18 protein-coding genes are annotated in these 23,324 nt (G+C 68.9%); 14 read left to right on the forward strand and 4 right to left on the reverse strand.

Going from position 1 to position 23,324, the window contains the following annotated elements; translation table 11 throughout:
- Positions 1 to 62 precede the first annotated feature (62 nt).
- The 4 genes from AC3WSN_RS03790 (at position 63) to AC3WSN_RS03805 (ending at position 7,289) form a co-directional block, all read left to right on the forward strand.
- Positions 63 to 3,476 carry an acyl-[ACP]--phospholipid O-acyltransferase gene (locus AC3WSN_RS03790; RefSeq protein WP_492536401.1) on the forward strand — a complete coding sequence of 1,138 codons (3,414 nt, stop codon included), beginning with the start codon at positions 63 to 65 and terminating at the stop codon, positions 3,474 to 3,476.
- Positions 3,477 to 3,660: 184 nt separating this feature from the next.
- Positions 3,661 to 3,870 carry a hypothetical protein gene (locus tag AC3WSN_RS03795; protein WP_192708748.1) on the forward strand — a complete coding sequence of 70 codons (210 nt, stop codon included), beginning with the start codon at positions 3,661 to 3,663 and terminating at the stop codon, positions 3,868 to 3,870.
- A 105-nt stretch (positions 3,871 to 3,975) separates the two neighbouring features.
- Positions 3,976 to 6,102, forward strand: coding sequence for a penicillin-binding protein 1C (pbpC, locus tag AC3WSN_RS03800; RefSeq protein WP_492536403.1), 2,127 nt, complete (start codon positions 3,976 to 3,978; stop codon positions 6,100 to 6,102).
- A 143-nt stretch (positions 6,103 to 6,245) separates the two neighbouring features.
- Complete coding sequence (locus tag AC3WSN_RS03805; RefSeq protein ID WP_492536404.1) at positions 6,246 to 7,289, forward strand: cytochrome-c peroxidase; 1,044 nt, start codon at positions 6,246 to 6,248, stop codon at positions 7,287 to 7,289.
- Between the two features lie 60 nt (positions 7,290 to 7,349).
- Here AC3WSN_RS03805 and AC3WSN_RS03810 read toward each other — a convergent pair whose 3' ends face one another.
- Together AC3WSN_RS03810 and AC3WSN_RS03815 are read right to left on the reverse strand one after the other, a co-directional pair.
- On the reverse strand, positions 7,350 to 7,793 hold the full coding sequence (locus AC3WSN_RS03810) for a hypothetical protein (RefSeq protein WP_492536405.1): 444 nt from the start codon (positions 7,791 to 7,793) through the stop codon (positions 7,350 to 7,352).
- Complete coding sequence (locus AC3WSN_RS03815) at positions 7,790 to 8,623, reverse strand: nucleotide-binding protein (RefSeq protein WP_192708752.1); 834 nt, start codon at positions 8,621 to 8,623, stop codon at positions 7,790 to 7,792. Before AC3WSN_RS03815 ends, AC3WSN_RS03810 begins: the two co-directional genes overlap by 4 nt.
- Positions 8,624 to 9,660: 1,037 nt before the next feature.
- Between AC3WSN_RS03815 and AC3WSN_RS03820 the strand changes: the two genes are divergently transcribed.
- Complete coding sequence (locus tag AC3WSN_RS03820) at positions 9,661 to 10,713, forward strand: hypothetical protein (RefSeq protein ID WP_373622370.1); 1,053 nt, start codon at positions 9,661 to 9,663, stop codon at positions 10,711 to 10,713.
- Positions 10,714 to 10,737: 24 nt separating this feature from the next.
- On the opposite strand, the gene AC3WSN_RS03825 is transcribed toward AC3WSN_RS03820, so the two are convergent.
- Together AC3WSN_RS03825 and AC3WSN_RS03830 are read right to left on the reverse strand one after the other, a co-directional pair.
- Positions 10,738 to 11,451 (reverse strand): MarC family protein, encoded by a 714-nt coding sequence (locus AC3WSN_RS03825; RefSeq protein ID WP_492536408.1) that lies wholly within the window; start codon positions 11,449 to 11,451, stop codon positions 10,738 to 10,740.
- A 67-nt stretch (positions 11,452 to 11,518) separates the two neighbouring features.
- Entirely contained in the window at positions 11,519 to 12,253 is a 735-nt protein-coding gene (locus AC3WSN_RS03830) for a class I SAM-dependent methyltransferase (RefSeq protein WP_492536410.1), read from the reverse strand.
- Between the two features lie 140 nt (positions 12,254 to 12,393).
- On the opposite strand from AC3WSN_RS03830, the gene gloB reads away from it, so the two are divergent.
- The 9 genes from gloB to AC3WSN_RS03875 all read left to right on the forward strand — a co-directional run bounded on the left by gloB (position 12,394) and on the right by AC3WSN_RS03875 (position 23,264).
- Positions 12,394 to 13,170 (forward strand): hydroxyacylglutathione hydrolase, encoded by a 777-nt coding sequence (gene gloB, locus AC3WSN_RS03835; RefSeq protein WP_492536412.1) that lies wholly within the window; start codon positions 12,394 to 12,396, stop codon positions 13,168 to 13,170.
- Positions 13,171 to 13,518: 348 nt separating this feature from the next.
- Positions 13,519 to 14,094, forward strand: coding sequence for a TetR family transcriptional regulator (locus AC3WSN_RS03840; protein ID WP_012317921.1), 576 nt, complete (start codon positions 13,519 to 13,521; stop codon positions 14,092 to 14,094).
- Positions 14,095 to 14,504: 410 nt separating this feature from the next.
- Positions 14,505 to 15,467, forward strand: a complete 963-nt coding sequence (gene mdh / locus AC3WSN_RS03845; RefSeq protein ID WP_192708756.1) for a malate dehydrogenase — start codon at positions 14,505 to 14,507, stop codon at positions 15,465 to 15,467.
- Between the two features lie 102 nt (positions 15,468 to 15,569).
- Positions 15,570 to 16,766 (forward strand): ADP-forming succinate--CoA ligase subunit beta, encoded by a 1,197-nt coding sequence (sucC, locus tag AC3WSN_RS03850; RefSeq protein WP_192708757.1) that lies wholly within the window; start codon positions 15,570 to 15,572, stop codon positions 16,764 to 16,766.
- A 2-nt stretch (positions 16,767 to 16,768) separates the two neighbouring features.
- Positions 16,769 to 17,653 (forward strand): succinate--CoA ligase subunit alpha, encoded by an 885-nt coding sequence (gene sucD / locus AC3WSN_RS03855; protein WP_238199594.1) that lies wholly within the window; start codon positions 16,769 to 16,771, stop codon positions 17,651 to 17,653.
- Positions 17,654 to 17,824: 171 nt separating this feature from the next.
- Entirely contained in the window at positions 17,825 to 20,812 is a 2,988-nt protein-coding gene (locus AC3WSN_RS03860; protein WP_238199592.1) for a 2-oxoglutarate dehydrogenase E1 component, read from the forward strand.
- Between the two features lie 10 nt (positions 20,813 to 20,822).
- Entirely contained in the window at positions 20,823 to 21,122 is a 300-nt protein-coding gene (locus AC3WSN_RS03865; RefSeq protein ID WP_492536414.1) for a YciI family protein, read from the forward strand.
- Positions 21,123 to 21,169: 47 nt separating this feature from the next.
- Positions 21,170 to 22,501, forward strand: a complete 1,332-nt coding sequence (gene odhB, locus AC3WSN_RS03870; RefSeq protein WP_192708761.1) for a 2-oxoglutarate dehydrogenase complex dihydrolipoyllysine-residue succinyltransferase — start codon at positions 21,170 to 21,172, stop codon at positions 22,499 to 22,501.
- 7 nt (positions 22,502 to 22,508) lie between these two features.
- Positions 22,509 to 23,264, forward strand: coding sequence for an SDR family oxidoreductase (locus tag AC3WSN_RS03875; protein WP_492536416.1), 756 nt, complete (start codon positions 22,509 to 22,511; stop codon positions 23,262 to 23,264).
- Positions 23,265 to 23,324: the final 60 nt, after the last annotated feature.

The raw sequence follows: 23,324 nt of genomic DNA on the forward strand, positions 1-23,324 counted from the left end.
ACGGGCCGATTTGACCTGACCGTATCTGGTAGGCCAGTCAGGTTCGGAACCGAGAGATCGCCATGTTCCGTACCCTGATGACTGCGCGGCGCTTCGCGCCGCTGTTCTGGTGCCAGTTCTTCTCCGCGTTCAACGACAATTTCCTCAAGAACGCGCTCGCCTTCCTGATCCTGTTCGGGATCGGCGGCCAGGCGGACGCCAATGCGGGCGTCCTGGTCACCCTCGCGAGCGCCGTCTTCATCGGGCCGTTCTTCATCCTGTCGGGTCTCGGCGGCCAGTGGGCCGACCGGTACGACAAGGCGCTGATGGCCCGGCGGCTGAAATTCGCCGAGATCTTCGCGGCCGGCACCGCCGTGCTGGGCTTCCTGCTCCATTCCGTGCCGGTGCTGTTCGTGGCGCTGGGCCTGTTCGGGACGATCGCGGCCCTGTTCGGTCCGATCAAGTACGGCATCCTGCCGGACCACCTGAAGCGCGAGGAACTGCCCGCCGGCAACGCCCTGGTCGAGGCCGCGACCTTCCTGGCGATCCTGCTCGGCACGATCGCGGCCGGCGCGGCCTCGGCGATGGGCGGCTCGGGCCTGCTGTTCGGCGCCCTGGTGATGGGCTTCGCCGTCCTGTGCTGGCTCTCGGCCCGGATGATCCCGGCGACCGGCGAGGGGGCCCCGGACCTGCGCGTCGACCCGAACGTCGCCCGCTCGACCTACGCCCTGCTGCGTGACCTCTGGGCCGACACGCGCCTGTGGCGCGGCTCGCTGACGGTGAGCTGGTTCTGGCTGGTCGGCGTGGTGGTGCTGTCGCTGCTGCCCGTGCTGGTGCGCGGCGCCTTCAACGGCACCGAGACCGTGATCACCCTGCTGCTGGCCCTGTTCTCGATCGGCATCGCGGTCGGCTCCGGCCTCGCTTCGTGGCTCGCCAGCGGCCGGATCGTGCTGCTGCCGACGCCGGTCGGCGCGGTGCTGATGGGCTTGTTCGGTCTCGACCTCGCCTGGACGATCGGCCACCTGCCGGCACCGCCCGCGGAGGCGATCGGCCCGCTCGACTTCCTCCGGACCGGTCACGGTCTGCGCACCGGGATCGACTTCCTCGGGCTCGCGATTTCCGGCGGCCTCTACATCGTCCCGTCCTTCGCAGCTGTGCAGGCCTGGGCCGAGAAGGCGATGCGCGCGCGGATCATCGGCGCCGTCAACGTCATGACGGCGGCCTTCATGGTCGCCGGCACCCTGGCGCTGGCGGCGCTGCAGGGCGCGGGCCTGACGATCGCGAGCCTGCTCGCCGTCATGGCGGTGCTGAACCTGATCGTCGGCGCGGTCGTATTCGCGACCCTGCCGACCAGCCCGTTCCGCGACGCCCTGTCGATCCTGTTCCGGGCCTTCTACCGGCTGGAGGTGCGCGGCTTTGACAACCTCACGGCGGCCGGGCCGAACGCCATCGTGGCCCTCAATCACGTGTCGTTCCTCGACGCGCCGCTGGCCCTGTCCCTTCTGGAGCAGGAGCCGGTCTTCGCCATCGACAGCGGCATCGCCCAGCGCTGGTGGGTGAAGCCGTTCCTGCGGGTCACCAAGGCGATGCCCCTCGACCCGACGCGCCCCCTCGCCACCCGGACGCTGATCAACGCGGTCAAGAGCGGCGAGACCCTGATCATCTTCCCCGAGGGCCGGCTGACCGTCACCGGCAGTCTGATGAAGGTCTATGACGGCGCCGGGCTGATCGCCGACAAGTCGGGCGCGATGGTCGTGCCGGTGAAGCTCGACGGCCTCGAGCGCACCGTCTTCTCGCGCCTGTCACGCGGGCAGGTGCGCCGCCGCTGGTGGCCCAAAGTGACCGTGACGGTGATGCCGCCGGTGCGCCTGACGGTGGATCCCGCGCTCAAGGGCAAGGCCCGGCGGCAGGCGGCGGGCGCGGCCCTGTACGGGATCATGTCGGACCTCCTGTTCCGCACCGCCGATACGGACCGCGGACTGATGGCGGCACTGATCGAGGCGGGCGAGCTTCACGGCTGGCGCCGCAACGCTATCGAGGACCCGGTCGGCGGTCGGCTCAGCTACGGCCGCCTGGTGATGGGCGCCAACATCCTGGGCCGCAAGCTCATGCCGCTGGCGCCGGAGGGCGGCCGGATCGGGCTCATGCTGCCGAACGCCAACGGCGCCGCGGTGACGCTGTTCGCCCTCGCCTCCGCCGGCCGGGTGCCGGCGATGATCAATTTCTCGGCCGGTCCCGCCAACGTCCTCTCCGCCTGCAAAGCGGCCGAGGTGAACCGGATCCTGACGTCCCGGGCCTTCATCGAGAAGGGGCGGCTCGGGCCGCTCGTCGAGGCGATCCGCGGCTCGGTCGAGCTGATCTACCTGGAAGACGTGCGCGCCACCGTCACGACCGGGGACAAGATCCGGGGGTTCCTCGCACCGCGCCGCCCCCTGGTGGCGCGCGCCGGGGAGGATCCGGGCGCGGTGCTGTTCACGTCCGGTAGCGAAGGCACGCCCAAGGGTGTGGTGCTCGCCAACCGCTGCATGCTCGCCAACGTGGCGCAGGTGGCGGCCCGGATCGACTTCGGGCCGATGGACAAGGTTTTCAACGTCCTGCCGGTGTTCCACGCCTTCGGCCTGACGGCCGGGCTGGTCCTGCCGCTGGTCTCGGGCGTGCCGGTCTACCTCTACCCGTCACCGCTGCATTACCGGATCGTGCCGGAGCTGATCTACGGCTCGAACAGCACGGTGCTGTTCGGGACCGACACGTTCCTGACCGGCTACGCCCGCGCGGCCCATTCCTACGACCTGCGCTCGCTGCGCTACGTCGTGGCCGGCGCCGAGGCCGTGAAGGAGACGACCCGCAAGACCTGGGCGGAGAAGTTCGGCCTGCGCATCCTCGAAGGCTACGGCGTCACTGAGTGCGGGCCGGTGGTGGCGCTCAACACGCCGATGTTCAACCGCTTCGGCACGGTCGGGCGGATCCTGCCCGGGATCGAAACCCGCCTGGAGCCCGTGCCGGGAATCGACGAGGGCGGCCGCCTGTCGTTGCGCGGCCCCAACATCATGTTGGGCTACCTGCGCGCCGAGCATCCCGGAATCCTGGAGCCGCCGCCGGGGGGCTGGCACGACACCGGCGACATCGTGGCGATCGACCCGATGGGTTTCGTGACGATCAAGGGGCGGGCCAAGCGCTTCGCCAAGATCGCGGGCGAGATGGTGTCGCTCGCCGGCATTGAGGCGCTGGCCGCCGACCTCTGGCCGGATCGGCCGAGCGCGGTGGCGGCCGTGCCGGATTCGCGCAAGGGCGAGCGCCTGATCCTGTTCACGCAGGAGAAGGGCGCCACCCGGGCCGCCTACCAGACCTTCGCCAAGGGCCGCGGCGCCTCGGACGTCGCGATCCCCGCCGAGGTGGTGGTGCTGGACGCGATCCCGATGCTCGGCACCGGCAAGATCGACCAAGTGGCCGTCGTCAAGCTGGCCCAGGAGCGGGCAAAGGAATCGGCCGCCGCCTGAGGCCCCACAGGCTGGCTCGCATATCGGCCCATGCGGCGCGTCATCCAAACGGGGGATGCAACGCTTTGGCGGATCCGCTCGTATCACGAATACAGCTCCGATTCGATCGACGGCGGTCTAGCCGGCGAGATCGGATCGGCGGACTGGATTTCGCGTCGCGAGTCGCATCGACGAGGGGCAGATCATGCTGAAGAGCAGGCGAATTCCGACTTGGCTGGCAAGACGGTCGTATTTCAAGCGGATCGAGCGTTGGGCGAAGGTCGGCAAGGCTCGCAAGACGGCGCCCGAGGCCGGTCCCGCGCCGATGCCGTCCAACGTGGTGCTGTTCCCGATACGCCCGAACCGGCCGGAGCGCCCGGCCTTCGAGGATCTGCGCGGGGTCGGCACGGCCTAGCCACCGGAACGCCGCCGAGACTCCGGAGCCGTCCAGGGCTTGTCCGCCGCGCGGGATCGCGGAATCCTGCGCCTGAGACCGGCGGATCGGGGACCTGGAGGATGCGTGCCGCGGGACGGGTCTGATCCGAGCGGAGCACCGGCCCGGGGCCGCCGCGCTGTGGCACGCCTGGCCCTTCCGGTCGCGCTGGCGCTGGGGCTTATCGGGGTTGGTGCGCTGTGGCGCTACGCGGAGGCGTTGCCACCGCTCGATCTCGCCGCCGCTTCGACGCGTTCGACGGTGGTGCTCGACCGGTCCGGCACGCTCCTGCGGCCGTTCGCGACCGCGGACGGGCGCTGGCGCCTGCCTGTCACCGCCGACACGATCGACCCACGCTACCGGGCGATGCTCGTCGCCTTTGAGGATCGCCGCTTCGCGAATCATCCCGGGATCGATCCCGTGGCGGTTCTGCGCGCCGCGATCCAGTGGCTGAGGAACGGGCGCATCGTCTCGGGCGGGTCGACCCTGTCGATGCAGGTGGCGCGCCTCGTCGAGCCGCGGCGCGAGCGCACGCTCGGCGCCAAGCTCCGCCAGATGGCGCGGGCGCTCCTGCTGGAGCGGCGCCTCGGGAAGTCCGGCCTCCTCGACCTCTATTTCGCCCTCGCCCCCTACGGTGGCCCGCTCGAGGGCGTTCGCGCGGCGAGCCTCGCCTATTTCGGACGGGAGCCGGTGCGCCTGACGGCGGCACAGGCCGCGCTCCTCGTCGCCCTGCCGCAATCGCCCGAGACCCGCCGGCCGGATCGCTTCCCGGAGCGCGCCCGGGCCGCCCGCAACCGGGTGCTCGACATCGCCAGCGCCCGCGGCATCCTCACCGCCGGCGAGGCCGAGGCCGCCAAGGCCGAGCCGGTGCCGACAGCGCGGCGTCCCTTCCCGATGCTCGCGGCGCACGCAGCCGAGGAGGCGGTGGCGACCGACACCACCGCGCCGGTGATCCGCCTCGCCATCGATGCGCGCTTGCAGGAGCGGCTGGAGGTTCTTGCGTCCGAGCGGGCCGCCGCGGCCGGTCCCGGCCTCTCGGCCGCGATTCTCGTCCTCGACAACCGCGACGGGCGCGTGCTCGCCCAGGTGGGCAGCGCCGGCTACCTGGATTCGAGCCGGAATGGCGCCATCGACATGACCCTCGCGGTGCGCTCCCCCGGCTCCGCGCTGAAGCCCTTCGTCTACGCCATGGCTTTCGCGGACGGGCTGGCACATCCCGAGACGCTGCTGGAAGACCGGCCCGCGCGCTTCTCGGCGAACTACGCGCCGGAGAATTTCGACCTGACCTTCCAGGGCACGGTTACGGCTCGACGGGCCCTGCAGCTCTCGCTCAATGTGCCCGCGGTCGAACTCATGGACGCGGTCGGGCCCGCGCGCTTCATCGCGCGGCTGCGTGCGGCGGGCGCCGCGATCCAGTTGCCGCGCGAGGCGGCGCCGGGGCTGCCGGTGGCGCTGGGCGGTCTCGGCATCACGCTCACCGACCTCGCGCGCCTCTATGCCGGAATCGCCCGCGGCGGCACGGTGCCCGGTCTCCTCCGCCGAGCCGAGGCGGCCCCGGCCGGTGCCGAGGGTCGGGTCGCGGAACCCGTGGCCGCCTGGTACGTCGCCGACATCCTGCGCGGCACGCCGCCGCCGGAGAACGCGCTGCCGAACCGCATCGCCTACAAGACCGGCACCTCCTACGGCTACCGGGACGCCTGGGCGGCGGGCTTCGACCGGCACGTGACGGTGGTGGTCTGGGTCGGCCGGCCCGACGGCGCCGCCGTTCCGGGTCTCGTCGGTCGAACGTTCGCGGCACCGACGCTGTTCGACGCCTTCGCGCGCCTCGGCCTCGAGCCGGAGCCGGTGCCGCAACCCCGAGACGTTCTGGCGGCCGGGCTCGGCGGCCTGCCGCCGCCGCTCCGCCATCTGCGCCGTGAGGCGCCCGGCGCGCCGGGGCCGGCGCTGCGGATCGCCTATCCCCCGGACGGCGCCCGGATCGACCTCGGCCTCGCCGCCGCCGGGCACGAAGGGGAGGGCACGGCCGATGGTCCGGCGCTCGCCCTAAAAGCTTTGGGCGGGGTGCCGCCGCTCACTTGGCTGATCGACGGTCAGCCCGTCGTGCAAACACCGCGGCGCCGCGCCGCATGGTCCCCGACAGGTGCCGGCTTCGCACGGATCTCGGTTCTGGATTCTACGGGCGCGAGCGACAGCGTTTCCATCCGGCTTGAATAGCGCGACATCATCGTTCTTGCCGGCGAAGCTTGGCCGTGCTGCGATTTTGAATACAGAAGTACAGTCCGAGCCGGAAAACTTCCATGCGGAGATTCATCGGTCATCAACGAATATGGGTCTAGTCGTGACCCGTGAGGTTGGTGATGGCGTGGAAGGTCGGCGCCGCGGTGGCGGTGCTTCTCGGGTTTGTCGGGGTCAGCGGGGGTGTCGGCGGCGGCCCCGATCCACGCCGCGCGGGCTGGCGCGACGCCTACCGCGCACCGACCGAAATCCCGTTTCCCGCCGAGAACCCGTACACGGCTGCCAAGGCCGAACTGGGCCGTCGCCTGTTCTTCGATCCGATCCTGTCCGGCGACGGGACCCGGGCTTGCGCCACGTGCCACATCCCGGATCTCGCCTGGGGCGACGGACGCGCCCGCGCGGCCACGCGCCAGCAGGGCGACATGGATCTGCGCACGCCGACGCTCCTCAACATCGCCTGGCAGGATGGGCCGCTCGGCTGGGACGGGAAGTTCCGCACGCTCGAATCGGTCGCGGCGATGCCCATGGCGGCGCCGGGCAACATGAATCTGCCGATGCCCGACGCCCTGGCGCGGCTCTCGTCCGACCCGAGTTACACGGCGGCCTTCGCCGACGCCTTCGCCGATCCCGCGATCACCCGGGAACGGCTTGAGGCTGTACTGGCGACCTTCCAGCGCCTGATCGTGACCGGAACGACGCCCTTTGATCGCTGGATCGCCGGCCAGGAAGACGCGATCGGGGAGCCGGCCAAGCGGGGCTTCGACCTGTTCAACGGCCGGGCCGGCTGCGCGAGCTGCCATTCCGGCTGGTCGTTCACCGACAACTCGTTCCACGATATCGGGGTCGGGGTGGGCTCGGATGTCGGCCGCGGCCGGTACAAGCCTACGTCGCTCGCCCTTCAATACGCCTTCAAGACGCCGACCCTGCGGGAGATCGGGCTGCGCGGCCCCTACATGCACGACGGGTCCGTGCCGACCCTCAGCGCCGTGATCGATCTCTACAACCGCGGCGGGATTGACCGTCCAAGCCGCTCCCGGTCGATCAAGCCGCTTCAGCTCACCGCGGCGGAGCGGGCGGATCTCCTGGCCTTCCTGGCGACGCTCTCGACCAGCGCGGGCCGCGACCTCGTCACGATCTCGTTCGCCGCCAAAGCCCCGGCCCCCTGACGGACTGGCTCTCATCGGGCCCCAGGCCGGCCTGACGGGCGACCGGCGAACTGCGCCCCATCAGCGGTCGAGCGCGGGCCCGCGCTGCGATCCGCTCAGACTCCGTCGTTCAATGCCCTGCAGCGCGGCGGCCAGCCGGGCTTCGCCGACCGTCACATCGTGCGAGAGGTTGAGAACCGTGGCGAGGATCCAGACACTTCCGAGAAGGCTTACCACGGCAATACCGAGTATCGCATAGGTCAGTAGCCTGCTACGGCGCAGATCGGACTTGATCGTCCGCACCAGATCGCGGCTGTCCTCGGCAAGACTGTTTCGCGCGGCCACCAGCTCATTGTACATGTTGGTGATGGCGTTGGTGGACATGTACACCAGCAGCAGATGGACGACGAAGTCGTCGTCCGTCGTGGTGTTCAGGGCGGCCGCGATCCGCACGGCGAGCTGGCGCTCCCAGGGCTGGAGATCGCGGCCGTGAACCGACCGGTAGAACCGCTCGAGGTTGGTCACGGCCGGAGCGCATCCCGCCAGGCCGTGTGGAAGTTGCGCCGGAGGCGGCGCCCTTCGACGCGCAGCCGCATCGGTGCGCCGGTCGCGAGCGTCTGCCACGTCATGTGCTGGACCCGCAGCGCCTCGATCAGGCGCTCGCCGATCCGCTCGATCTCGATGACGCGGAAGTTCGGCTGCTTGCGCAGCGCACGCACGAGATCGGACGATTCGAGATAGTCGAAATTGGTCGCCTGCGCGGTGTTCTTCGCGAGGATCGCCCGATCGCATTCAATCAGCATCGGCCGGAGTTCCTTGAGGACCTCGAGGGCGGTGGGATCGACAGCGCCGGCCGCGACGACCACACAGAGGCGGACATTGGCCTCCCGGCAGCTCTCGACGATGATCTCGGTGCAGCGCCGCGTCGTCTCCGTATCGCCGGCCGGAAAGTCGACCACCACGAAACGCTCGGGCGCGTCCACCACGCGCTCGATCATGTCCTGGCACAGGGTCGGATCGACGCGGCCCACGCTGTCTTCGGCGCGCAGCCGCTGCCGGAAGCAGGACACGCCGGGCCGGCGCGGCACGAAGTTGTCGCTGCCGGGGCTGGTCTCGGTCATGAGAGCCGTGTGGAAATGACGATTGGCCGGGTCGGTGTCGATCGCCAGCACCGGCCCGACCTCGGCACAGAGATCGGCGATCTGCAGGGCAATGGTGGTCTTGCCGACGCCGCCCTTGCCGCCGAGGCATAGGATCAGAACCTTCGCTGCCGGGCCCAGAAGGTCGCGCTGGATGTCCTGGATCTCGTCCGGGCTGTACCAAGCCGGAACCTTGATCTGCGTCGCGTCGGTCATGGATGTCTCCTTGCTGCGTGGTGGATGCAGGCGTCCGGCGCGCGCCTCTGCGCCGCCCGGCCCGGACCTGCGGGGCTGTCAGGGTTGATGCGTGGCGCCGGCGCTCCGGGTCGACCGGATACCGGCATCGATGCGGCGCACGGGACGCCGCGGCGTTCGGAGCGGAGACCCGATCCCACCGCAGCGGTCGCGCACTCGAAGGCCGGACAGTCTCAAGCGGCCGATCCGATCATGCGCCGGGCGGGGAGGGCCGACGGCGCTGGCGGCCCGCGTGCGGGCGGAGCAGAAGCGAGATCAGGCGTAACGCTGGTCCGGCACCGCACAGCCCTGTGAGGCGCTGTGCCGGTCCGAGAAGTCGCGTGCCTGAGCTGAGAATGCCGTTCTGCCGCACAACCCGCATCCCATTCCTGGCCCGTGCCTCCGGTGAACGGTTTCAGCAGATCTCATCCCACCCAGACAGAGCACGATCAAGACTCTGCGCATGTTCAATCAAGATGCAAGCCTTCAGGTGAAGACAGTTTCGCGCTGTCCTCCGTCACATCCCAAATTTCGGTGAACAAAATGCTGCCGGCTTATCCGGCATACCCATCGTAAAAACTGACTAATACTCGATAATATATTGCTATTTATTATACTAAGATATCTTTGTATGCTTATCTATAGTCAAAAACCAGCCATTACCGACATTCGAATGATCGCGCCGGCAGGAATTGGCGCCTGTGCGGCAGCGAACGAATCGGCTTCGCGTTCGACGGGATGAAAGCCGAGCGGCATCCGCGCAGATCTGCGCGCAAGACGGATTGTCGCCGGGCGCAGACACCGGAGGGACCACGCCCGATGCGCCGCGACACGCAACAACCTCAGGGATCCTGCACGCCTGTGGGCAGCGCGGAAAAGCGAACCGCGTGAACGGCCTACGCAGAATCCACAGCGTTAACCTTTTACTCATATTCGTTAACAAACCATTGGCTAAAATTGACCGAAGCTATCTAAATAGCTGAGTAACCACGGTGTCGCTGTGCAGCGACGAGGGTCCGATGCCAAGATCCAAGAATAAGCGGTTATCGGTAGTCGGCGCTCTCGGCCTGTCAGGCCTGTTCACTCTCGCGGCCCCGAGCGCGGCCCAAGCTCACGTGAAGTGGTTCTGCGCCTACGATGTCGCCGGGCAGCCCCAGGGCCTTGAGCAGGTGCTGTGCCTGGACTTCGAGTGGCTGACCGGCCTCGCCCTGGCCTGCCTGATGTTCGGCTGCCTCGCCGAGGGCACGCCGCTGGGCGGCGCGTTGCTCAACGCGCTTGACCGCGTGACCGCGCGGATCCGCACCGATACCGAGCTGCTGGTGCGCGCCACGCTGGGCTTCTTCCTGGTCTCGCTCTGGGAGCTCGGCGGCATCATCCTCACGCCCGAGCTGAAGACCGATGTCGCCTGGATCCCGTGGCTTCAGCTCGCGATGGCGGCCTGCCTGATCTGGCGCCGGACCATGCCGATCACCGGCCTCGGCCTCGTCTTCCTGTTCAGCTTCGCGACGGCGCAGTACGGCCTGTTCCACCTCGCCGATTATCCGATCTTCCTCGGCATTGCCGCCTATCTGATCGCCCAGGGTCTCGGCTTTCGGCCCTTCGACATCCGGCCGCTCGACCTCGTGCGCTGGACAGCCGCCATCACGCTGATGTGGGCCTCCATCGAGAAGTGGGCTTATCCCGACTGGACGGCCCCGCTCATCGCCGCCAAGCCGCAGATGACGATGGGCGCGACGCCCGAGCTTTTCATGCAGGCTGCCGGCGTCATCGAATTCACCCTGGCCTTCGCGCTGATCTGGACGCCTCTCGTCCGCCGCACCTCGGCGATCATCCTGGCGGCGATCTTCGTCTCAGCGATCGTCGAGTTCGGCAAGGTGGACGCGATCGGCCATTCCGGGATCATCGTGGTGCTTCTGGCGATCGCCGCCGACGATGTCCGGGTGCCGGTGCGGGTCCGGCAGGCGCTGCTGGCACCGGCTTACTATGGGGCGGCGCTCGCGGCCTTCCTGTTCCTCTACTACGTGGGCCACGCTGCCCTGTTCGGGGGCTTGAGCGAGCTGCCGGTCATCTAACAACGGCTTGCTCGGCGTCCGGACTCATCGCGCGGCGAGATGCGGCGCGAACACGTCGGTGAGGCCGTTGATCAGGATCTGCGTGCCGACGCAGAGCAGCAGAAAGGCGAACAGGCGCCCCACCACCCGGGCGCGGGCCGGGCCAATGAGCGCCACCACCCGGTCGGCCGAGGCGTAGATCAGCGCGACCGTTGCGGCGACCACCAGGGCCGCCAGCGTGATGCCGAGATAGAAGCCGAGCCGCTCCGCGTAGACCTCGGGCCGGTTCGCGCCCAGGGTTATGGCGACCGCGATCGTGCCGGGCCCGGTGGTGAAGGGCAGGGTGAGGGGAAAGAAGGCGATTTCGGACAGCGGGCCCGGTGCCTGATCCGCCTGCGGTTCCGTGGGAACCGTCCCGCGATTCGCCGAGCCCGAGGCCTCGGCCTGCTTGCGCGCCTCGCGCGCCTCCGGCCGATTGAGCTGGGTCCAGGCCGAGGACATCACCACGAGACCGCCGGCGATGCGCAGCGCGGCCAGGGTGACGCCGAAGAAGTTGAGGATCGGCGTGCCGGCCCAGAGGGCGCCGAGCATCACCAGCGCTGCGTAGATACCGATCCGCCGGGACAGCAGCACGCGCTCGGCATGGCTGTAGGCGCCGGTGACCTGGGCGAAGATGAAGGCGCCGCCGATCGGGTTCACGATCGAGATGAGGCCTGAGAGGGCGAGCAGGAACTGCTGGACGGTGAAATCGATGCTCATCTGGCAGACCCGTGTCGCGGCCGATCCTAGTCGCAGGGCCTTTTAACAAACGTGTCGCCCGCCCGGATCAGCCCGGCGACGGTGCCGGCACCAGCACCCGGGCGGGCGCGAGGCGACGGGCGCGCCGCACCTGCTGCACGGCGACAGGCCGATAGAGCTGCTTCGTGGCATCGACCACGTGCAGGCCCGCGAAGGGCAACGACAGGCTGGTGCCGAGCCGCTCCCAGGCCGGAGCGGTGCGAAGCATCAGGCGCGAACGCACCGGCGGCATGTACAGGGTCTCGGACCAGTTCACCGGCGAGAACAGCGTGTCGCGCATCAGCCGGCCGAGCTGCGAGCGGCTGTAGGGCTGGCCGTGGCCGAACGGCGTCGCCTCGCGGCGGGCCCAGACGCCCCGCCGGTTGGGGACCACCAGGATCATCCGGCCGCCGGGCGTGAGCGTGCGCCAGACCTCCTGCAGCAGCTCGGTCGGGCTCTCCACCGATTCGAGGGCATGGACCAGGATGACCCGGTCGATCGCGGCCTCCGGAAGCGGCATCATGGTGGGATCGGCCAGGGCCGCGCAGGAGCGACCCGTGTCCGGCCAGTTCACCACGCCCTGCGTAGCCGGCATGAAGGCGAGGGTGCGCTCCGCGATGCAGTGGATCGGGCCGAGATAGGGGGTCGCGTAGCCGATCCCGAGGACCCGCAGCCCCGAGACCGAGCCCAGGAACTCGTGCAGCGCGCGCCCGACGACGCGGTGCGTCGTGCGGCCCAGGGGACTGGCGTAGAAGGCGCGCAAGCCGTTGACGTCGAGACGCATGGAGGAGCAGGAATTAGGAACTGGAACGGTTGCCGTACTCAATGGTGAGCCGGACCGCCTGCGGCAAGCTCCGACGGAACCCGGCCGGACCGCAGCCTGTTCACGGCAGCAGCTTTCGTGCCCCGAGGAGATGCCGTCCGATGGCCGCCGAGACCGAGATCCGCACGTTCCTGTGCCGCAGCGACAATATCGGCGTCCTGATCCGCGACCCGGCCACCGGTGCCTGCGCGGCGATCGACGTACCCGAGGCCGAGCCCGTGCTGAGGGCCCTCGAGGAGACCGGCTGGCAGCTCACCGACATCCTCGTCACCCACCGGCACGCGGACCATGTCGAGGGCATCCCGGCGGTGAAGCAGGCGACGGGCGCGCGCGTCACGGCACCCGCGAAGGCCGGGGACGCCGTCCCGCAGGTGGACGTGACCGTGCGCGAGGGCGACACGGTGCGGGTCGGCAACCTGAAGGCTCAGGTCTGGGAAACGCCGGGCCATTGCGCCGATCATGTCACGTACTGGTTTGCTGAGGCCGGCCTCGTCTGCGCCGGGGACACGCTGTTCACCCTGGGCTGCGGGCGGGTGATGGAGAGCCCGCCCGAGACGCTCTACCGATCCCTCCGGCGCTTCGACGACCTGCCCGACGCCACGCAGGTGTTCAGCGGTCACGACTATGTCCTCAGCAACGCCCGCTTCGCAATGGCGGCGGATCCGGACAACCCGGATCTCAAGGCCCGTTTCGCCGAGGCCGAGCAGGCGAAGGCGCAGGGCCGGTTCCTGATCCCGTCAACCCTGGCCGCGGAACGGGCGACCAACCCTTTCCTGCGCAGCGCCGAGCCGGCGCTCGCCAAATCGGTCGACCTGCCACCGGAAAGTGATCCAGAGGCAGTGTTCGTCGCTCTGCGAGCGTGGAAGAACCGCTTCTGACGCAGGGGGTAACGAGAAAAATTTGTTGCCTTCTCAAGGCGAACTGACACATAGGGTTATTTAAGCGGTCCTAATCCGCTCAGGTAACCGGGCTCCCGGGGGGAAGCCGCAACGTCAACGCGAAGCGCCGGGACGCTTCAGCCGGTATGATGGGGGTCCGTCTCGCCCTACCACCTGTCCACTTCCCGCCTTCCGCTTCCTTTCCTCAAGCCAGAATCTGACGGGTCCAAGGAAGAGGCGCTCACCGCCAAGGCCAAGCTCACCCTCGCCGATGCCGAGACCGGCACGCCCCGCGATGGTGGCAATACGGCCGGCGCAACGCGGCCCCGAGCACCGGTTGCGGCCGATGTGCGCCTGCTCGGTATCGCAACCGAACATCTCTCGCGGCTCGGGCCCAAGCGCGTGACGGTCGTAGCCGTCGCCGCCGAGGCGGGCATGACGCACGCCAACGTATACCGCTACTTCCCGTCGAAGGACGCGCTCCTCGACGCGGTGGCGGGACGCTGGCTGCGCGAGGTCGAAGCCCGGCTCGCCGGCATCGCCGACGCGCCCGACCCCGCCGACGACAAGATCGAGCGGCTCCTGACCGCCCTCGCGACGGTCCAGCGGGACGCCCTGTTCGATGAGCCGAACCTGTTCGCGGTCCATCTCGACGCAACCGTGTCGGCCCGGCCGATCGCCCGGCGGCACCGCGTGCGACTGCGCAGCTTGGTCGAGCGCGTGGTCGAGGAGGGGATCACTTCCGGCATCTTCTCGGCGCGCGACCGGGAGCGGGCGATCGCCTACATCTTCGACGCGAGCTACCGGTTCACGCATCCACTGGCGATCCAGCACGATGCCGAAGTGCCGCGCGACCTGATTGAGGCCCGGTTCGGGGCTGTCATCCACGCGATCCAGCGGGTTCTGCGCTCCGGAATCCTCTGAGGCCGACACAAACGCCTCGCTCTCTGACGCCCAGCTCTCTTGGCAGGCCCGGACCCCGCGTCCGGGCCTTCTGCGTTTCCGGACCGGAAGATGAAGCCGGCCGAGACCCGAAATGACAGCTTTTCGGATCTGTCATCCGAGCTTTGCAGCACCGACGAGGCCGCGTGCACCGCACCTAAAACATTCGCGACGCTGGCATTTCTCCATCCACGTCTGACGCCCTCCGCGACGCCTAACCCGAAGGAGGGGGCCCCCGCTGGTCGCGCATCGGGTTGAAGCGGCGGTGCTTTTCGGCCACACAGCCGCGCAGATTTCAGAGCGGCGAATCCGGCCTCGGACGCAAGCGGACGAACGGTCCCGGCCTCGCGCGGAACATCCTGAACGTCGAACGCAGCGGAGACGAATCCGACATGGCTCGCAACAAGATCGCGCTCATCGGTGCCGGCCAGATCGGCGGGACCCTGGCCCTTCTGGCCGGCCTGAAGGACCTCGGGGACGTGGTGCTGTTCGACATCGTCGACGGCGTGCCCCAGGGCAAGGCCCTCGACATCGCTGAGGCCGCCCCGGTCGAGGGCTTCGACGCGACCTATGCGGGCGCCAGCGACTACAGCGCTATCAAGGGCGCCGACGTCGTGATCGTCACCGCCGGCGTGCCGCGCAAGCCTGGCATGAGCCGCGACGACCTGATCGGCATCAACCTCAAGGTCATGCAGGCGGTGGGCGAGGGCATCAAGACCTACGCGCCGGACGCCTTCGTGATCTGCATCACCAACCCGCTCGACGCGATGGTGTGGGCGCTGCAGAAGTTTTCGGGGCTCCCCACCAACAAGATCGTCGGCATGGCCGGCGTGCTCGACTCGGCGCGCTTCCGCCATTTCCTGGCCGAGGAATTCAAGGTCTCGGTGGAGGACGTCACCGCCTTCGTGCTCGGCGGCCACGGTGACGACATGGTCCCGCTGACCCGCTACTCCACGGTCGCGGGCGTGCCGCTGACCGACCTCGTCAAGCTCGGCTGGACCACCCAGGAGAAGCTCGACGCCATGGTCGACCGCACCCGCAAGGGCGGCGGCGAGATCGTCAATCTGCTCAAGACCGGCTCGGCCTTCTACGCGCCCGCCGCCTCCGCCATCGCCATGGCCGAGAGCTACCTGCGCGACAAGAAGCGGGTCCTGCCCTGCGCCGCCTACCTCGACGGCCAGTACGGCGTGAAGGGCATGTTCATCGGCGTGCCGATCGTGATCGGCGCCAACGGCGTCGAGCGCGTGCTGGAAGTGACCTTCGACGCCGCCGAGAAGGCGATGTTCGACAAGTCGGTCGCCTCGGTGACGGGCCTGATCGAGGCCTGCAAGGGCGTCGACAGCAACCTCGCCTGACCGGTAAGCGGATACCGGGCCGCGCGCGGCGTTCGGGGATTCGCATCCCGATCGCCACGCGCTGCCCGCTGCCACCTATTCGCTCCTCCCTACGAGGCTCCGATGAATATCCATGAATATCAGGCCAAGGCCGTGCTGAAGGAGTTCGGCCTGCCCGTCTCCCGCGGCGTGGCCATCTTCAACCCGTCGGAGGCCGAAGCCGCCGCCAAGGAGCTCGGCGGCCCCGTCTGGGTCGTGAAGAGCCAGATCCACGCCGGCGGACGCGGCAAGGGCACCTTCAAGGGCGCGCCCGAGGGCGCCAAGGGCGGCGTGCGCGTCACCAAGTCGATCGACGAGGTGAAGCAATATGCCGGCGAGATGCTCGGCCAGACGCTGGTGACGATCCAGACCGGCCCGGCCGGCAAGCAGGTCAACCGCCTCTACATCGAGGAAGGCGCCCAGATCGCCGAGGAATTCTATCTCTCGATGCTGGTCGACCGCGCCACCGGCGGCGTCGCCTTCGTGGTCTCCACCGAGGGCGGCATGGACATCGAGGCGGTGGCCCACGACACGCCCGAGAAGATCCACACGATCGCGGTCGATCCGGCGACGGGTGTCATGCCCCATCACGGCCGCGCCGTCGCCAAGGCTCTCGGGCTTTCCGGCACACAGGCCAAGGAAGCGGCCGCGCTGACCGAGAAGCTCTACGCGGCCTTCGTGGCCAAGGACATGAGCCTCCTCGAGATCAACCCGCTGGTGCTGACCGCCGACGGGCACCTCAAGTGCCTCGATGCCAAGATGGCCTTCGATTCGAATGCCCTCTACCGGCACCCGGACATCGTCGCGCTGCGCGACGAGACCGAGGAGGACGCCAAGGAGATCGAGGCGTCGAAATACGACCTCGCCTACATCGCGCTGGACGGCACGATCGGCTGCATGGTCAACGGCGCCGGCCTCGCCATGGCGACCCTCGACATCATCAAGCTCTACGGCGAGGAGCCGGCGAACTTCCTCGATGTCGGTGGTGGCGCCTCCGAGGAGAAGGTCACGGCGGCGTTCAAGATCATCACCGCCGACCCGAACGTGAAGGGGATCCTCGTCAACATCTTCGGCGGGATCATGAAGTGCGACGTGATCGCCAACGGCGTGATCGCCGCCGTGAAGGCGGTGGGCCTGCAGGTGCCGCTGGTGGTGCGCCTCGAGGGCACCAACGTCGAGCAGGGCAAGGCCATCATCCGCAACTCGGGCCTCAACGTCATCCCGGCGGACGACCTCGACGACGCCGCCCAGAAGATCGTCGCCGCCGTGAAGGGAGCCTGATCATGTCGGTGATGATCGACGCCAATACCAAGGTCATCTGCCAGGGCTTCACCGGCAAGAACGGGACCTTCCACTCCGAGCAGGCCATTGCGTACGGCACCAAGATGGTCGGCGGCACCAGCCCCGGTAAGGGCGGTTCGCGGCATCTCGGCCTGCCGGTCTTCGACACGGTCGCCGAGGCCCGCGAGGCCACGGGCGCCGAGGCCTCGGTGGTCTACGTGCCGCCGCCGGGCGCGGCGGACGCGATCTGCGAGGCGATCGCCGCCGAGGTGCCGCTGATCGTCTGCATCACAGAGGGCATCCCGGTGCTCGACATGGTGCGGGTCAAGCGGGCGCTGACCGGCTCGAAGTCGCGCCTCGTCGGGCCGAACTGCCCCGGCATCGTCACGGCCGGCGAGTCGAAGATCGGTATCATGCCGGCCAACATCTTCCGGCCTGGCTCCGTCGGCATCGTGTCCCGCTCGGGCACACTGACCTACGAGGCGGTGTTCCAGACCTCCAATGCCGGCCTCGGCCAGACCACCGCTGTGGGCATTGGCGGCGACCCGGTGAAGGGCACCGAGTTCATCGACGTGCTGGAGCTGTTCCTGGCCGATCCGAAGACCGAGTCGATCGTGATGATCGGCGAGATCGGCGGCTCGGCCGAGGAGGAGGCGGCGCAGTTCCTCAAGGACGAGGCCAAGCGCGGGCGCAAGAAGCCGATGGTCGGCTTCATCGCCGGCCGCACGGCGCCTCCGGGCCGCCGCATGGGCCATGCCGGCGCGATCATCTCGGGCGGCAAGGGCGGCGCCGAGGACAAGATCGCCGCCATGGAGGCGGCGGGCATTCGCGTGTCGCCGTCGCCGGCCCGGCTGGGCTCGACGCTGGTCGAGGTCCTGAAGGGCTGAGGCAAGCGCGCCTGCGTTGCGGCTATCGCAGGGCCGCAACGCCCATATCGGGTGTGCAGATGATTTCAGCGGGGCGGTCACCCGCCCCGTTTCGGTTTGAGGGCGATCCGCCGCGTGGACGGGGAGCCCGAAGGGCAGGGGAGCCTGCCCGCGCGACAGGATGGACGCACCATGGCACGCCAGGACGTGAACGAAGCGCTCCTCGAAACCTCGTTCCTCTACGGCGCCAACGCCGCTTACATCGAGGAATTGCAGGCGGCCTACGCCCGCAACCCGTCCTCGGTGGATCCGGAGTGGCAGGCCTTCTTCAAGGGGCTCGGCGAGGACGAGACCCTGGTCGAGAAGAACGCTGCCGGCGCGTCCTGGGAGCGGCCGAACTGGCCGGTGCCGCTGAACGGCGAGCTGGTCTCGGCGCTCGACGGCAACTGGGGCGCCCTGGAGAAGGCGATCGGGGACAAGATCGTCGCCCGCGAGGCCAAGGACGCCAAGCCCGGCAAGCCGCAGGACAGTGTCACCGCGACCACCGGCGTTTCGGTGGAGCAGGCCACGAAGGATTCGGTGCGGGCGATCATGCTGATCCGCTCCTACCGCATGCGCGGCCACCTGCACGCCAAGCTCGACCCGCTGGGTCTCGCCCCGCGCGGCGACCACGAGGAGTTGCACCCGCAGCATTACGGCTTCCAAGAGAGCGACTGGGACCGCCCGATCTTCCTCGACAACGTGCTCGGCCTCCAGTTCGGCACGATCCGCGAGATCGTCGATATCCTGGAGCGGACCTACTGCCAGACGCTCGGCGTCGAGTTCATGCACATCTCCGACCCCGCTGAGAAGGCGTGGATCCAGGAGCGCATCGAGGGCAAGGACAAGGAGATTTCCTTCACGCCCGAGGGCCGCCGGGCCATCCTCAACAAGCTGATCGAGGCCGAGGGCTTCGAGAAGTTCCTCGACCTCAAGTACACCGGCACCAAGCGCTTCGGCCTCGACGGCAGCGAGGCGATGATCCCGGCGCTGGAGCAGATCATCAAGCGCGGCGGCGCGCTCGGCGTCCGTGAGATCGTGCTCGGCATGGCCCATCGCGGCCGGCTCAACGTGCTCACGAACGTCATGGCCAAGCCCTTCCGGGCGGTGTTCCACGAGTTCAAGGGCGGCTCGGCCTCCCCGGCCGAGGTCGAGGGCTCGGGCGACGTGAAGTACCACCTGGGCGCGTCCTCGGACCGCGCCTTCGACGGCAACAACGTCCACCTGTCGCTCACCGCCAACCCGTCCCACCTCGAGATCGTCGACCCGGTGGTGCTGGGGAAGGTCCGCGCCAAGCAGGACCAGTGGGCCAAGCCCAACATCGAGCGCCGCACGGTGCTGCCGCTCCTGATCCACGGCGACGCCGCCTTCGCGGGTCAGGGCGTGGTGGCGGAGTGCTTCGGCCTGTCGGGTCTGAAGGGCCACCGCACCGGCGGCTCGGTCCACTTCATCATCAACAACCAGATCGGCTTCACGACCGATCCGCGCTTCTCGCGCTCGTCGCCGTACCCGTCGGACGTGGCCAAGATGGTCGAGGCGCCGATCTTCCACTGCAACGGCGACGACCCCGAGGCCGTCACCTTCGCGGCGAAGGTCGCGGTCGAGTACCGGCAGAAGTTCGGCAAACCGGTCGTGATTGACATGCTCTGCTACCGCCGCTTCGGCCACAACGAGGGCGACGAGCCGGCCTTCACCCAGCCGAAAATGTACCAGCGGATCCGCAAGCATCCGTCGGTGCTGGAGAATTACGGCCGCAAGCTCGTCGAGAACGGCTCCGTCACCCAGGAGGCGCTCGACGCCCGCAAGGCCGAGTTCCGCGGGTTGCTCGACACCGAGCTCGACGTCGCCAACAACTATAAGGCCAACAAGGCCGACTGGCTGGACGGCCGCTGGTCCGGCGTGAAGGCCGTGCACGAGGACGTGGACGACCCGCGGCGCGGCCGCACCGCCGTGCCGGCCGAGACCCTCCAGGAGATCGGGCGAAAGATCACGCAGGTGCCGCCCGGCTTCCACCTGCACCGCACGATCCAGCGCTTCATGGACAACCGCGCCAAGGCGGTGGAGACGGGGGTCGGCGTCGACTGGGCGACCGCCGAGGCCCTGGCCTTCGGGGCGACGCTGCTCGACGGCAACCGGGTCCGCCTCTCGGGCCAGGATGTCGAGCGCGGCACCTTCTCGCAGCGCCACGCGGTGGTGATCGATCAGGAGAACGAGCAGCGCTTCACGCCGCTCAACGCGATCCGCGAGGGGCAGGCCTCCATCGAGATCATCAACTCGATGCTCTCCGAGGAGGCGGTGCTCGGCTTCGAGTACGGCTACTCGCTGGCCGAGCCGAACGCCCTGGTTCTGTGGGAGGCGCAGTTCGGCGACTTCGCCAACGGCGCCCAGGTGGTGATCGACCAGTTCATCGCATCCGGTGAGCGCAAGTGGCTGCGCATGTCCGGCCTCGTGCTGCTGCTGCCGCACGGCTACGAGGGGCAGGGCCCCGAGCACTCCTCAGCCCGCCTGGAGCGCTACCTCCAGGCCTGCGCCGAGGACAACATGCAGGTCGCCAACGTCACGACCCCGGCGAACTACTTCCACATCCTGCGCCGGCAGCTGAAGCGCGACTTTCGCAAGCCGCTGGTGCTGATGACGCCGAAGTCGCTGCTGCGCCACAAGCGCGCCGTCTCGAATCTCGACGCGCTCGCCGAGGGCTCGACCTTCCACCGCGTCCTCTGGGACGACGCCGAGGAGGAGGGCGCGCAGAACAAGCTGGTGCGCGACGACAAGATCCGCCGCGTCGTGCTTTGTTCGGGCAAGGTCTACTACGACCTCTTGGAGGAGCGGGAGAAGCGCGGCCTCAACGACATCTACCTGATGCGCGTCGAGCAGCTTTACCCGTTCCCCTTGAAGGCGTTGGCCAACGAGATGGCCCGCTTCCGCAACGCCGACGTGATCTGGTGCCAGGAGGAGCCCAAGAACATGGGCGCCTGGTCCTTCGTCGAGCCCTACCTCGAATGGGTGCTCGGCCAGGCCGGCTCCGCGGTGAAGCGCGCCCGCTACGTCGGCCGTCCGGCCTCCGCCTCCACGGCGGTCGGCCAGATGTCGAAGCACCAGGCGCAGCTCCAGGCCTTCCTCAACGAGGCCCTGGCGGTCTGATCGTCCGGCCATGGCCTATTTCCTGCTCCGTCTGGAACCGCCCCGCCCGAGCTTCCCGTTCGACGCGACGGAGGCCGAGAAGGCGCTGTTCTCGGCGCATTCAGGCTACTGGATGGAGCAGGCGGACGCCGGGGCCGCCATCGCGGTCGGACCCGTCTTCGAGTCCGGCGGCACCTGGGGCCTGGCCCTGGTCGAGGCAGCCGATGCGGCGCAGGCCCAGGCGCTCGGCGAAGCAGATCCCGTCCTGATGGCGCAGGCAGGCTTCCGGTACACCGTCTCGCCCGTTCCATCCCTGATCCTGCGGCGCTGACGTCGCGGCCCGACATCCAGAGGAGGCCCCCCGCGGGGCAGAAGAGCATGGCAACCGACATCCTCGTCCCGACCCTCGGCGAATCCGTGAGCGAGGCCACGATCGGCCGCTGGTTCAAGAAGCCCGGCGACACGGTCGCGGCCGACGAGCCGATCGTCGAGCTCGAGACCGACAAGGTCACGCTGGAGGTGAACGCCCCGGCGGCCGGGCAGCTCGGCGAGATCCTGGTCAAGGACGGCGAGACCGTCGAGCCCGGCGCCCTGCTCGGCTCGATCGTCGAGGCCGGTGCCGGCGGCGGAACGGCCAAGAAGGCCGCGCCGAAGGAGGCCCCGAAGGAGGCCGCCGAGACCAAGGCCGAGACCCGCAGCGAGGCTCCGAAGGCCGCTGCGCCCGCGAAGGCCGAGGCGCCGGCTCAGGAATCCTCGGCTGGTTACGGCAATCACGGTGATGCCGCCGCGCCTGCGGCTCAGCAGCGCCCGGTCGGCGACAATGGTCCGGCGGTTGCCAAGATCGCCCGCGAATCCGGTGTCGATCCGTCGAGCGTGAACGGCTCGGGCAAGGACGGCCGCGTCACCAAGGGCGACATGCTCGGCGCCATCGCCAAGGGCCCGGCCCCGTCGGCGCCCGCCAAGGAGGCCCGCCCGACCCTGCCGCGCGCCCCCTCGGCGCCGGACGACGCCGCGCGCGAGGAGCGCGTGCGCATGACGAAGCTGCGTCAGACCATCGCGCGCCGCCTCAAGGACGCGCAGGACACGGCGGCGATGCTGACGACGTTCAACGACGTCGACATGTCGGCCGTGATGGCGATGCGCAGCCAGTACAAGGACATCTTCGAGAAGAAGCACGGCACGAAGCTCGGCTTCATGGGCTTCTTCACCAAGGCGGTGATCGGCGCCCTCAAGGACGTGCCGGCGGTCAATGCCGAGATCGACGGCCAGGACCTCGTCTACAAGAACTACTACCACATCGGCATCGCAGTCGGCACCGATAAAGGCCTCGTCGTCCCGGTGGTGCGCGACGCCGACGACCTGTCGATCGCCGGGATCGAGAAGAAGATTGCCGGCTTCGGCAAGAAGGCCCGCGACGGCAAGCTCTCCATCGAGGAGATGCAGGGCGGCACCTTCACGATCACCAACGGCGGCATCTACGGCTCGCTGATGTCGACGCCGATCCTCAACGCGCCGCAATCCGGCATCCTCGGCATGCACCGCATCGAAGAGCGCCCGGTGGTCCGCGCCGGTAAGATCGAGGCGCGGCCGATGATGTACCTCGCCCTGTCGTACGATCATCGCATCGTCGACGGTAAGGAGGCCGTGACCTTCCTGGTGCGGGTCAAGGAGGCGCTGGAGGATCCGGCGCGCCTCGTGCTGGACCTCTGAGGCTGTCATGACGGGCGCTGAGAACAGGGTCGCGATCGTCACCGGCGGCAGCCGCGGCATCGGCCGCGCGGTGGCGCTGCTCCTGGCCGAGCGCGGCTACGCGGTCTGCCTGAGCTACGTGTCGGATGCCGCCGCGGCGCAGGGCGTGGTGGATGCGATCACCGCCAAGGGCGGGACGGCGCTCGCCGTGAAGGGCGATGTCGGCAGCGAGGCCGACGTGATCGCCCTGTTCCAGGCGGCCGACGGGCTCGGCCGGCTCGCGGCGCTCGTCAACAATGCCGGCGTGGTCGACGTGAAGTCCGACGTGGCCGACATGAGCGCGGCCCGGCTCCAGCGGATGATGACCACCAACGTCGTCGGCAGCTTCCTCTGCGCCCGCGAGGCGGTGCGGCGCATGTCGACGAAGCGCGGCGGCGTCGGCGGATCGATCGTCAACCTGTCCTCGGTGGCGGCGCGGCTCGGCGGACCCGGCCAATTCGTCGACTACGCCGCCTCCAAGGGTGCGATCGACTCTCTGACGATCGGGCTCGCCCGCGAAGTCGCCGGCGAGGGCATCCGCGTCAACGCGGTGGCGCCCGGGATCATTGCCACCGAGATCCACGCCAGCGGCGGCGAGCCCGACCGGGTGGAACGCCTCGGCCCCGGCGTCCCGATGGGGCGGGCCGGCACCGCCGAGGAGGTCGCCGCGCCGATCGTGTGGCTCCTCTCGGAGGAGGCCTCCTACACCACGGGCGCCATCCTCGACATCGGCGGCGGCCGCTGAGTCCAACCTCATAGTCTTTGCCCGTCTTTTACGCGGCACGACCGACCGGAAGCAAACGCA

The organism is Methylobacterium sp. FW102-HT35C08, assembly GCF_058790235.1.